9 protein-coding genes are annotated in these 13388 nt (G+C 35.1%); 3 read left to right on the plus strand and 6 right to left on the minus strand.

Features of this window, described 5'->3' with window-relative positions; translation table 11 throughout:
* Positions 1 to 54: 54 nt before the first annotated feature.
* The 4 genes from porQ to HHX25_RS20680 all read right to left on the minus strand — a co-directional run bounded on the left by porQ (position 55) and on the right by HHX25_RS20680 (position 6821).
* On the minus strand, positions 55 to 1074 hold the full coding sequence (gene porQ, locus HHX25_RS20665) for a type IX secretion system protein PorQ (protein ID WP_169677325.1): 1020 nt from the start codon (positions 1072 to 1074) through the stop codon (positions 55 to 57).
* A 96-nt stretch (positions 1075 to 1170) separates the two neighbouring features.
* Positions 1171 to 3621, minus strand: a complete 2451-nt coding sequence (gene lon / locus HHX25_RS20670; RefSeq protein ID WP_169677326.1) for an endopeptidase La — start codon at positions 3619 to 3621, stop codon at positions 1171 to 1173.
* Positions 3622 to 3886: 265 nt separating this feature from the next.
* Positions 3887 to 5680: a Kelch repeat-containing protein gene (locus tag HHX25_RS20675; protein WP_169677327.1), complete on the minus strand. Its 1794-nt coding sequence runs from the start codon at positions 5678 to 5680 to the stop codon at positions 3887 to 3889.
* A 490-nt stretch (positions 5681 to 6170) separates the two neighbouring features.
* Positions 6171 to 6821 carry a rhomboid family intramembrane serine protease gene (locus HHX25_RS20680; RefSeq protein WP_169677328.1) on the minus strand — a complete coding sequence of 217 codons (651 nt, stop codon included), beginning with the start codon at positions 6819 to 6821 and terminating at the stop codon, positions 6171 to 6173.
* 62 nt (positions 6822 to 6883) lie between these two features.
* On the opposite strand from HHX25_RS20680, the gene HHX25_RS20685 reads away from it, so the two are divergent.
* Positions 6884 to 7756, plus strand: coding sequence for a lysophospholipid acyltransferase family protein (locus HHX25_RS20685; protein WP_169677329.1), 873 nt, complete (start codon positions 6884 to 6886; stop codon positions 7754 to 7756).
* A gap of 28 nt (positions 7757 to 7784) precedes the next feature.
* Here the strand turns inward: HHX25_RS20685 and HHX25_RS20690 are convergent, their stop codons facing one another.
* Positions 7785 to 9335 (minus strand): sulfatase family protein, encoded by a 1551-nt coding sequence (locus tag HHX25_RS20690; protein ID WP_205958086.1) that lies wholly within the window; start codon positions 9333 to 9335, stop codon positions 7785 to 7787.
* A 238-nt stretch (positions 9336 to 9573) separates the two neighbouring features.
* The gene (gene glmM, locus HHX25_RS20695; RefSeq protein ID WP_169677330.1) at positions 9574 to 10962 is read right to left on the minus strand and encodes a phosphoglucosamine mutase; all 1389 of its coding nucleotides are present in this window, start codon (positions 10960 to 10962) and stop codon (positions 9574 to 9576) included.
* A gap of 78 nt (positions 10963 to 11040) precedes the next feature.
* Between glmM and HHX25_RS20700 the strand changes: the two genes are divergently transcribed.
* Positions 11041 to 11634: an acyl carrier protein phosphodiesterase gene (locus tag HHX25_RS20700; RefSeq protein ID WP_169677331.1), complete on the plus strand. Its 594-nt coding sequence runs from the start codon at positions 11041 to 11043 to the stop codon at positions 11632 to 11634.
* Between the two features lie 4 nt (positions 11635 to 11638).
* Positions 11639 to 13327 carry a gamma-glutamyltransferase gene (gene ggt / locus HHX25_RS20705; RefSeq protein ID WP_169677332.1) on the plus strand — a complete coding sequence of 563 codons (1689 nt, stop codon included), beginning with the start codon at positions 11639 to 11641 and terminating at the stop codon, positions 13325 to 13327.
* Positions 13328 to 13388 lie beyond the last annotated feature (61 nt).

The raw sequence follows: 13388 nt of genomic DNA on the forward strand, positions 1-13388 counted from the left end.
TCCCATTTAAAATTAAAAGGGTTGACATATATTAAGTCAGGTTTAGAATAAAACCTACCGCAAATCTATTTGTAAGCCAAAAAAGTTTGAATTTGCTGCACTAGTATACTTCGCATGCGTATAACTAAAACGCATTTTATTCATTTTAATCGATATCCCAGCGGAGAGCCCCGAAAAGTTTCGCTGATCTACAATTCGAAGCTCCTCTCCTCTACGAAAATTATAACCGAGCCTTATATTAAAACCGCCTTCAGGAAATATTTCTGCTCCAAGAATCGTATGCCTTATCAATTGCCCTAAAAAACCAACTTTTTCATTGGTTTGATTGCCTCCCAAGTCGCTAACAGATCGTGCAGGATTGGGGCGTGCTATTGGCCATTTTTGAAGGTTCTCAAAAGTGACATGCCAACGAATGGGTACATTTTCTAATCGTTGGGACATCCCAAAAGCTATTTCAAAAGGAAGACGCTCATTAAGCCCTGCATAAGTAGTTATTTGAGTTCCTAAGTTTCTAACAACTATCGCAGCATTAAAATCTATATTGTCATTAATATATAACAAACCTAAATCAGCGGCAATACCTAATGAATTATACTGTTCTAATTTTGATGTAATAAACTTTACATTGGTACCAAAATAAAAATCGGAATAACCTATTTGCAACGCATACCCCATAGAAAGTGCGGCTTCATTACCTGTAAATGTTCCTGTACTATTACCATTTTCATCATACCCATCAAACGAACCATAATTAATATAGGTAATCCCTGCGTGAAATGTTTGTGTACGTCTATCAACAGTATATGCATAAGAAGCCGTACCATAGCTAATACCTCCTAAATAGCTTGAGTAATTTACCGCTAATTGATTATCCATTTCAACATTAATGGTTGCTGGATTGAATAGTCCTTGCGTAACATCGTAATCGACATTAGTTAGTATCTTTCCTCCTAATGCAGCTTGACGGGGCGACGATATTAAATTAAGAAATTGATAGGTCGTCTCTCCACCCACTTGCGATATAGATAGCGTACTAAAAGACAAGCAAAAAAATGTTACAATTTTCTTTAGCATATTTACAATACAAAGTAAGTAAATCTATCTTAAAACGATGGCAAGTATCTTTTATTTTAAATAATAAAAAACCTCGAAGTAAATCGAGGTCTTATTTTAAAGCTTTTTAGCGTTTTTGACTTTTTGATTAGTAAGTGCTATTTTAATAACATCACTCATATCTGTCACATAGTGGAATGTAAGCCCTTTTAAGTACTCTGCTTTTATCTCCTCTATATCACGCCTATTTTCCTCACATAATAAAATCTCTTTTATACGTGCTCGTTTTGCTGCTAGGATTTTTTCCTTGATCCCACCAACAGGAAGGACTTTACCACGCAACGTAATCTCACCTGTCATCGCTATACTTTTCTTTACTTTCTTTTGAGTAAATAAAGAAACCAAAGAAGTTAGCATCGTGACTCCTGCACTTGGACCATCTTTTGGGGTTGCTCCTTCTGGTACGTGAATATGCACATTATATTTATCAAAGATTGTAGCGTCAATTCCAAAATTATCTGCATTGGATTTAATGTACTCCATAGCTATGGTAGCAGATTCTTTCATCACCTTACCTAAATTTCCAGTAATAGTAAGTGTTCCTTTTCCTTTTGATAAAATAGATTCTATAAATAAAATATCACCACCAACACGTGTCCATGCCAGCCCTGTTACAACACCAGCTACGTTATTGTTTTCATATTTATCACGCTCCAACTTAGCCCCTCCTAAAACTTCAACAACGTCTTCATTAGACACCTTCACATTATAATCTTCTTCCATGGCTATGTTTTTGGCAGCATAGCGTACCATTTTTGCAATTTGTTTTTCTAAACCACGAACACCAGATTCACGGGTATATCCTTCAACAATCTTTTCCAATTGTGGTTTACCAATCTTTAAATGATCTGCAGACAAACCATGCTCTTTTAATTGTTTAGGTAATAGATGACGTTTGGCTATTTCTACTTTTTCCTCAATGGTATACCCTGTGACGTTAATAATCTCCATACGATCGCGCAATGCTGGCTGGATGGTAGACAAACTATTGGACGTAGCTATAAACATCACTTTAGATAGATCGTAACCCATTTCTAAGAAATTATCGTAGAACTCACTATTTTGCTCTGGGTCTAAAACTTCTAACATGGCAGATGACGGATCTCCTTGGTGCGAGTTAGATAGTTTATCGATTTCATCTAAAACAAAAACTGGGTTTGAAGTACCCGCTTTCTTTAAGCTTTGAATAATACGACCAGGCATAGCACCAATATAAGTTTTACGATGCCCTCTAATTTCTGCTTCATCACGCAAACCTCCCAATGAAATTCGTACATACTCCCTGCCCAGTGCTTCTGCTATAGATTTACCAAGCGATGTTTTACCAACACCTGGAGGTCCGTATAGACATAAAATAGGCGATTTCATATCGTTACGCAACTTTAGTACAGCAAGATATTCAATAATTCTTCGCTTTACGTCTTCTAATCCAAAATGATCTCTATCCAGAACTTTCTTGGCATACTTCAAATCGAATTTATCTGTACTAAATTCGTTCCAAGGTAAATCGAGAAACAATTCTAGATAATTACGTTGAATAGAGTATTCTGCAACTTGGGGATTCATACGTTGCATTTTAGCTATTTCCTTATCGAAATGCTTAGCGACTTTCTCATCCCATTGCTTTTCACTAGCACGTTGCTTCATTTCTTCAAGCTCTTCATCATGACTTACACCTCCCAATTCTTCTTGAATGGTTTTCATTTGCTGATGCAAGAAATACTCACGTTGCTGCTGACTCATATCCATTTGAACTTTAGACTGTATATCGTTCTTAAGTTCTAACTTTTGAAATTCAACATTCATATACTTGAGCGTAGCCAAAGCGCGCTTTTTAAGATCATCCATTTCTAAAAGAGTCTGCTTCTCTGCCACCGAAAGATTCATATTAGATGACACGAAGTTTATTAAAAATGAATTACTTTCTATATTTTTAATAGCAAAAGACGCTTCGCTAGGAATATTAGGACTCTCTTTAATAATTTCCAGTGCCAAGTCCTTTATAGAATCTATAATGGCAGTAAACTCTTTATTATTAACCGCTGGTTTGGCTTCTGCTATGTCCCTGATAGTAGCATTCATGTATGGATCTTCAGTGAGAACCTCTGCCACTTTAAAACGTTTTTTTCCTTGAATAATAACCGTTACATTACCATCGGGCATTTTTAAAACACGTAGTATTCTTGCTACGGTACCCGTTTCATTGATGTCTTTTGCTGTTGGATTTTCTACAGACTCATCCTTTTGAGATACTACCCCTATAACTTTTCCGCCTTTATTGGCATCATTTATTAGTTTAATAGATTTATCTCTACCTGCCGTAATTGGAATTACAACACCTGGAAATAATACCGTATTTCTCAATGATAAAATAGGTAATGTTTCTGGTAATTCTTCATTATTGATGGCTTCTTCATCTTCTGGTGTCATTAATGGAATTAATTCTGAGTTCTCATCAAATTCCTGTAATGACAAACTGTCAAGGGCTATAAAATTAGATTTCTTCATATATATATTTAGGTCAATCTGTCATTAAAACACGATCGATCATTTATTATATTAATTCTTCAAAACATTAAAATCATGAATATCAAACACTTAAACACTAATAAAGATATTCATTATAACTATATAATTCAATAGCTATGCCACAGTATAAAATGCTTCCAAATATTTTTAAATTGTCATTACCATATATTACCTAACAAACAACCCCTACTAAAAGCAGGGGTTGCTATTCTATTAATTTAAAACTATCTATATTCAGGTTAACTTAATCGAAAGCCCATACATCATTTTTTAAATCGCGAATTTGAACCCCTCCTATAACCCATACTTGACCATTATAAACGACCGTAGTATGGAGGTTTCTTTGTGAAAATTCTGCATCATCTGTAACATTAGTCCATGTGATTCCATCAAGGGAGTACCAAACATCATTTCTAGGATTTGCATTACTTCCTCCCATAACCCATAATTTACCATCATAGGCTACCGCAGAATGATAATATCTTTCTGCAAAAGGAGCATTGGAAGTAACTTCGGTCCAGTTAACACCATCGGATGAAGACCACACATCATTTTTATAACTTCCATCTCTTCCCCCTATAACCCATAACTTATCATTATAAACTATCGTTGTATGCCCAAATCTTCCTGTAAAAGGAGCATTGGAAGTAACTTCAGTCCAAGTAATACCATCAGACGAGGACCAAACATCATTTTTTTTACTTGTATCATCCCCTCCTATAACCCATAATTTATCCTTATAAACGACTGTTGTATGCCCATACCTTCCTGTAAAGGGAGCATTGGAAGTGGCTTCGGTCCAGGTAATGCCATCAGACGAGGACCAAACATCATTTTTTCTCGTTCCATCATACCCTCCTATAACCCATAATTTATTATTAAAGACTACAGAAGTATGTCTCCACCTTCCTGAAAAAGCAGCATTAGACGCTACTTCATCCCAGGAAATACCATTGGAGGAAGACCAGACATCATTTTTTCCATCTCCATCATCCCCTCCTATAACCCATAACTTATCATTATAGACTACTGTAGTGTGCCCCCATCTTTTTGAAAATTCTGCATTATCAGTGATCGCCAAAGCAGAAAAATCCACTTCTCTGGTATTAAATGCATGAATGGCACTACTTGTACTTACTCCTTCTTCATCTACAGCCTCTACTCTCCAATAATAAATTTGTTTTGCCCTTAGGCGTTCTGTTAAAGTAAAGCTGGTAATACTTAAGTTCTCTGCAAATAATGTTGTTGAAGTCTCTTCGGTTCCTAAATAAAAATTGTAGCTTACGGTTCCGCCTTCTGGATCGGTGGATGCTTCCCAACCAAAGCTGAGCAATCTATCAACCTCCGTTGCTCCTGTTACAGGGGCTACCAAACTAAAGGCTTCTGGAGCTCTATTTACTAAAGCAGTACATATATACTCCTGGGTACTTCCGTCTTCTGCAGTTACCGTATAGGTAATAGGAGACGAAAAATCCTGAGTTCCCGATGGACTTACTGTAGCTAATTCAGACAAGGCTATACTTGGTGTTAAAGCCGTTACATCTGTGCCGTGCGCAAATCTTGTCATTATGGTATGGTCTGATGTACTAATAGTTCCAGTAATATCTTCTTCAAGATTTAAATTATCTGCTTTAGTAAACGCAAATGTTAGTAATTCTTTTGCATTGTTCTTATCTACCAAAACACTACATACATATTCCTGAGTACTTCCATCTTCTGCAGTTAAAGTATAGGAAACAGGAGACGAAAAATCCTGGGCTCCCTTTGGGCTTACCGTAGCTAATTCAGACAAGGTTATACTTGGTGTTAAAGCCGTTACATCTGTGCCGTGCGCAAATCTTGCCATTATGGTATGGTCTGATGTGCTAATAGTTCCAGTAACATCCTCTTCAAGATTTAAATTATCTGCTTTAGTAAAGATAAATGTTTGTAATTCTTTTGCATCGCTTTTAACGATAGTTCCATTATCATCTTTGGAGCAACTCCCTGCTATTATAAATATTAATAGCAATAGTAGGTTTTTAAAATTCGAGTTCATTTTGTTTTTTTATTGATTAGTTTGCAAAAATATCAAGGTTGAACATCACTATTTGGTCAACCTACGTCACAAAACAATCAATCCTAAAATTAACAAGTCATAAATCGTAATAAAAGACAAATTCATTAAAAAAATAACACAGAAACTATAACAGTAAACTAGTTCCAATAATGTTCTAAATGATTCTTATAAAAATGTATATTCCATTGAGATATTAAATCTTTTAAGCGAAAATAAATTTGAAGCAATAATTTATAATAACTCAAATAATATTACAAAAACCATAGAAGAAGGAATTAGTATAAATACTAAAAAAATAAAGAAACATTCGAATACACTTACAACAGTAATAATTATCCTGCTATGGCCAAATCTTATTTTGATGGAGAACTAGATTTAACCATAGAATACTTTTACGAATAACAACTAAAACTCTAACCTAAAAGCGCTGTTTCTTTAATTAGAATCAGCGTTTTTTTATAATCATACACTACATCTTCCCTGTTTTCTTCAAGGCAAACAACAAAACAATGGGGATTGCCAACAAACCAATCATAAGTAAATTGGTTTTAAACAAACCTGGTGACAAAATTAAAGTAATAAGATAGCCTCCTATCGCTCCGCCAAAATGTGCATCATGCCCTATATTACCTATTCTATTTTTCATTCCATATATGGAGTATAGCAAATAACCTATTCCAAAAATATATGCTGGTATGGGGATTGGAATGAAAAACATATATAACTCCATCCCTGGACGCAATAAAATAGCTGAATATAAAATGCCCGTGACGGCTCCACTTGCTCCCACTGCACTGTAGTGGTATTCATTTTTATGAAAGTAGAGTGATAATAAACTGCCAAATAATAGGCTACCCAAATAGATTAAGATAAAATAAAAAGGACTTAACAGTTTAACGACTACTGGTGCAAAAAAATACAAGGTAAGCATATTAAACAATAGATGTTGTGTATCTACATGTAAAAACCCAGAGCTAAACATCCTTATTTGCTCCCCCCTTTGCACACCACCTACCTGAAATTTATATCTTTCAAAAAAACTATAATCACCAAATCCCTTATAAGATATGATAACATTAGCTGCAATTATAATTATAGTCATTAAGTCTAATTTGCCCATGCCCTGTAAACGTTTAAAATCTATTTAACATATATTTGCTGCTACAAATCTAAAACTAATTAATGCAATTTCTAATTTATCTTATTGTTTATCCTTTTTTATGGTCTATATCCAAACTTCCTTTTGGACTATTATATATTATATCAGATGGTTTTTACATATTGATTTATCATATCATAGGCTACAGAAAGAAGGTAGTTAACAACAATTTAAGGCTTGTTTTTCCTGATAAAACCGACCAGGAAATTGCTTTGATTAGAAAAAAGTTCTACAAGCATTTATGTGACATGTTTCTGGAAATGGCAAAAACCATGTCTATTTCTAAAAAAGAAATGGAAAAACGTTTTAAAATTATCAATCCAGAGGAGTTTAAACGCTTAGAGGGCTTAAACAAAAGCATTATATTGATATTTGGTCATTATGCCAGTTGGGAATGGTCCATCGTACTTCAAAACCACATAAACTTTAAAGGTCTGGCCGTTTATAAGAAACTGGCAAACCCTCATTTTGATAAATTGGTTAGGGATATTCGTTCCAAATTCAATACAACTCTTATAAGCACTAAAGAAACGACAAGCATTATAAACCATAATGAATCTGAAGGCATCAAAAGTATTACAGGTTTTTTAAGCGACCAATCCCCCAGACTCAGTAAAGATGTTTATTGGGGAAATTTTATGGGAATTGATGTTCCCTGCTTCACGGGCGCAGAGCGTTTAGCGAAAAAATTAGATCTGTCTACCGCCTATTTAAAAGTCACTAAAGTAAAACGCGGGTTTTATGAAGCAGAAATTATAACACTTGCTGAAGACTCCAAAACATATAAAAACTACGAGTTAACAGATCTATTTCTTAAAGAGGTAGAAAAGCAAATTTATAAAGCTCCCGAGTACTATTTCTGGACACATAAACGCTGGAAACACAAAAAAGATTAAGGACTAATACCATGTATTAGCCCTTATTTCACCCATTGAAGTCTGGATTAATTAACACTTTACCTTCTTTACGGGCTCTCATATAAACAGCCTTTGATGGCCTAGGTCTCATGCGATATTTGGTTGGCAATCCAGTCTCTCTAAAAAAATCATCTGGAGTTCGTTCCGTTGGCATATAGTCTTTTGTTTTTTCTCTAATAGTTTGTAGCCTGACGCGCATATCATTTAAAACATCTACATACGCTTTGTTTTGAGCAAGATTATTCAACTCGTAAGGATCAGCAACAATATCGAAAAGTTCCTCTTCGGGTCTCGGGATTTCAAAACAACGCTTTTGGGCTTCAGCCAGAGTGCCTTTATTGTTTTCTTTAACCATACTTTTCCAGGTTCTGTCCCTTAATACATCTGCTGAAGGAGTATTAGGCAAATCTGGATAATAATTCTTTATATACTTGTACTTTTGGGTTCTAACAGCACGTGTATAATCTTCAAAATCATGAAAATGATCCTCCGCATAAACTTCACTATGAATGTCTTTAGTGTCTCCCATTAACAAAGTACTGATGTCTTTACCATCAAATTCCTCTAATGGTTTGAGTCCAGCAAGACTCATAAAAGTAGAAGCGATATCCACAGAACTTACCAAATTGTTATTTATGCTTCCCGCCTTCACCTTAGCAGGCCATTTAACAATCCATGGCGTCTTAATGCCTCCGTCATACAATGTTGTTTTATCTCTCGGAAAGGCTCTTCCGTTATCTGACATAAATAAAACCAACGTATTATCTGCAATTCCTTGGGCTTCTAGTTCTGCAATGACCTTCCCTATGTAGTCATCCATTCTTGATATCTCATCATAATAAAGGGCAAAATCTTTTTTAACGGCTTCTGTTTTTGGCATATAAGGTGGAATTACAGCATCTTTAGGGTTGTATGGGGTATCAGATATACCTTCACAAAATGGCCTGTGGGCATCAAATGATGCCAGCCAAGTAAAAAAAGGTTTTCCTTTTGGTCTACTTTTTAATAGCTTAATCCACTCATCGCAGCCGCTTCCGTCCCCTACCAATCTCCTATCTAAACCTATAGGTGCATCTTTCCATTGCATCTCCAACAATTCGTCAAAATCGTCTCTAACAGGATCTCCCATATGGTATTTACCAGCTAAACCAGTCCAATATCCAGCATCCTTTAATTGTTGTACAAAAGTATTTTTACCTTCTGGTAATGGCCACGACAATTGCTCTGCATCTGTATTGTGCGGGTAAAGTCCTGAAACAATACTTGTTCTGCTTGGACTGCAAGAACTCGTTGTTAGAAATGCTTGATTAAAACGCATGCCATCTTTAGCCAGTTTGTCTAAATTTGGTGTTTTAATATTCGGGTGTCCATATACAGCAATATCATTCCAACTTACATCGTCGGCTATAATTAAAACAATGTTAGGCCTTTCATCTATAAAATCTGCAATGTCTTTTTTAGTCTCTTTTTTTGATTGACAGGATACTGTAAAAATTAATAGAAGTAATCGTATGACTCTTGAATACCTTTTTAAGTGCATATGGTAGAAATATTTCATTTCTATAAATCTAATGGTTTCAATTAATACTTCCGGCTACCATTACTTTAAATGACCATTAGTTCCATATATTTGACCGTTAATTACATACTGAACTTTACAGAACTATAAATTCCTTCAAATTTTAAGAATCGCAATTTATATTTTACTTAAACCATCATATCATTACAAGAAATATTAAACAAAAAAAGCGCAAATAAATTTGCGCTTTCATATACTATATCATATTGTGAATTAGCTACCCTTTGGCAATAATGCCAATCTCCCCGATAAATTTATCTGCTAAATTGTCAGCTTCTTCCTGAGATTTAGCTTCTGTATATATTCTAATAATTGGTTCTGTATTACTTTTGCGTAGGTGCACCCAACTTTCAGGAAAATCAATTTTAACCCCGTCTATGGTTGTTAATTGTTCATTTTTGTAACGATCTTCCATCTCTTTTAAAATGCCATCAACATCTAAACCTGGTGTCAACTCAATTTTCTTCTTGCTCATAAAATAGTTTGGGTACGTTTTTCTAAGCTCACTAACACTTATATTTTTATCTGCCAATAAACTTAAAAACAAAGCAATACCTACCAAAGCATCGCGACCATAATGAGACTCTGGATAAATAATACCACCATTACCTTCTCCTCCAATGACAACCTTGTTCTTTTTCATGAGTTTTACAACATTCACCTCTCCCACTGCACTTGCCTCATATGTACCTCCATGCTTTTCTGTCACATCTCTTAATGCTCTGGTTGAACTCATGTTACTCACTGTGTTCCCTGGTGTTCTGCTCAAAACATAATCTGCACAAGCCACTAAAGTGTATTCTTCACCGAACATCTCGCCATTTTCATCCATAAATGCCAAACGATCTACATCAGGATCTACTACAATACCAAAATCTGCTTTATGCTTTTTTACCGCAGCAGACAAATCTGTTAAATGTTCTTTTAAGGGTTCAGGGTTATGCGGAAAATGTCCATTTGGCTCACAATATAGTTTTATAACATCTACGCCCAAACGCTCTAAAAGTAATGGAATAGCAATACCTCCTGTCGAATTTACCCCGTCTACTACAACTCTAAAACGAGCTTCCTCAATAGGCTTTACCGTTACCAATGGTAAATCCAAAACTTCTATAATGTGCAAATCTATATAAGCCTTGTTTTTTGTTATTTTTCCTAAACTATCTACATCGGCAAAATTCATGCGATTGCTTTCTGCTATGTCTAAGATTTTTGCGCCTTCAACAGCATCCAAAAACTCACCTTTTTCGTTTAACAGCTTTAAGGCATTCCATTGTTTCGGATTATGGCTTGCTGTCAAAATAATTCCGCCATCGGCATGTTCCATAGGAACAGCAACTTCTACTGTTGGTGTAGTAGAAAGTCCAACATCAATAACATGAATTCCCATACCAACTAAGGTATTCATAACTAAATTTTGGATCATTTTTCCAGAAATACGAGCATCCCTACCAACTACCACACGATAATTTTCTTTTTCTCTATGCTGCTTTAACCAAGTGCCATAAGCTGCCGCAAATTTCACAGCGTCAATAGGTGTAAGGTTTTCCCCCACCTGTCCGCCAATAGTCCCTCTAATTCCTGAGATTGATTTTATAAGTGTCATTTTGTAATTTTCAAATTAAAAGGCAAATATACAATTCCAAAATTGTAATTCTTAAATCGGAATTCGTAAATTTCACAAATGAACTACTTAGCACATATCTATCTTTCTGGTAATAATGATTTAGTAACCATTGGTAATTTTATTGCAGATGGTATCAAGGGAAAAAGCTACAAGAAATATTCAAAAGATATTCAAACTGGAATCTTATTACATCGAAATATAGACTCTTATACAGATGCCCATAAAACGGTTAGACTAAGCACTAAAAGATTACATGAAAAATACGGACATTACTCTGGTATTATAGTAGATATTCTATATGATCATTTTCTTGCTAAAAATTGGAATAAATACTCCCCAATTCCCTTACACACCTATATAGATGCTTTTTATGATTCGTTAAAAGAACATTATCATATCCTCCCCACAAGGATACAAAAAATGATGCCATATATGATCGCCGATAACTGGCTTTTAAGCTATGCGTCTATTGATGGCATCTCCAGAGTTCTGGACGGTATGAACAGAAGAACCCAAAACATATCCGGTATGCATGAAGCCATAGTAGAACTCGAAGAATTCTACAAAGAATTTGAAAATGAATTTACAGTATTTTTTAGTGAATTAATAAGCTTTTCTAAACAAAAGCTTGAAGAATTAAACGAAGCATAAAACCATGAAAAAAATCCTATTCGTACTTTTATTATTTATCACTTATGTTTCTTGCAAAAATACCATAGAACCTAGAAAAACTGGATTAATAACGAAAAACGCTATGGTTGTTTCCGCTCGATCAGAAGCTTCAGAAATTGGCAGCAACATTCTTAAAAAAGATGGTAACGCATTTGATGCTATGGCAGCTATGCAATTGGCTTTAGCAGTCGCTTATCCCTATGCTGGTAACATAGGCGGAGGTGGTTTTATGGTTTACCGAAAATCTAATGGCGACATTGGAGCGTTAGATTATAGAGAAAAAGCACCATTAGCAGCTACAAAAGACATGTATTTGGATGAAAACGGTGATGTAATACCAGAAAAAAGCACCTTAGGAGCCATGGCGATAGGCGTACCTGGATCTTTAGCTGGCATTTTTGCTGTTCATGAAAAATTTGGCAGTTTACCCATAGAAGATATCATAAAACCATCAATTGATTTGGCTTATAAGGGTGTTATAGTCACCCAAAAACAAGAAGCAAGAATAAAAAAGTATCAACCTTATTTTTTGAAAGCCAATAAAGATTCCATTCTATTTGATAAAGCATGGAAAATGGGAGATACTATAAAGTATCCAGCTCTTGCAAATACCTTAGAACGTATTTTAGATCATGGCGTGAACGAATTTTACAAAGGCGGAACCGCAAAACGTCTAGTAAAGTTCATCCAAGAAAATGGCGGTGTATTAACTGAAGAAGATTTAGCAAAGTATGAGGTTAAATGGCGTAAACCTGTTACATTTAAGTATGACGATTTAAAAATCATTTCTATGTCTCCACCATCTAGCGGAGGCATTTGTTTAGCACAAATAATGACAATGATTGAACCGTACGATTTAAATAAATTTGGGCATAATTCGGTAAAATCCATTCAAGTTATCACAGAAGCAGAACGCCGCGCCTATGCCGATAGAAGTTTTTATTTAGGAGACCCGGATTTCGTTAATATACCTGGTGATACATTAATAAGCAAATCCTATTTAAAAGATAGAATGATTGATTTTTCTTTCAAAAAAGCAACATTATCTAGCGATGTATCACATGGCGATGTCCAAGTCGTTGAAAGTGACGAAACAACCCACTACTCCATCGTTGATCAATTTGGCAATGCTGTGTCTGTAACCACAACCATAAATGGTGCTTACGGTTCAAAATTGTACTGTTCAGATTTAGGGTTCTTTTTAAATAATGAAATGGATGATTTTAGCAGCAAACCTGGTGTACCTAATATGTTTGGACTTATAGGAGCTGTTGCCAATAGCATTGTTCCAGAAAAACGTATGTTAAGCACCATGACTCCAACTATTGTTGAAAAAAACGGCAAATTATTTATGGTTGTCGGAACACCTGGTGGTTCCACAATTATAACATCTGTATTACAAACTATTCTTAACGTACATGAGTATAATATGACTATGCAAGAGGCTGTAAATGCTCCCCGTTTCCATCATCAATGGTTACCAGATGAAATTCGGATAGAACCAAATTTATTTGATGATACTTTAATTTTTCAACTTGAAAAACTGGGGTATTCTATTAACGAAAAAGATTCTCCGGTGATTGGCAAGGTCGATGGAATACTCGTTTTAGATGATGAATTGTTAGAAGGGGGTGCAGATTATCGAGGTGACGATACGGCCGTCGGTTTTTAAAGCTTTATCTTCATTAAAACAATAGTATTTAATAATTTAGTTCTCTGGTTTCCAAAAACTG

It is taken from the genome of Flavivirga algicola (assembly GCF_012910715.1).
GTDB classification, from domain to species: domain Bacteria; phylum Bacteroidota; class Bacteroidia; order Flavobacteriales; family Flavobacteriaceae; genus Flavivirga; species Flavivirga algicola.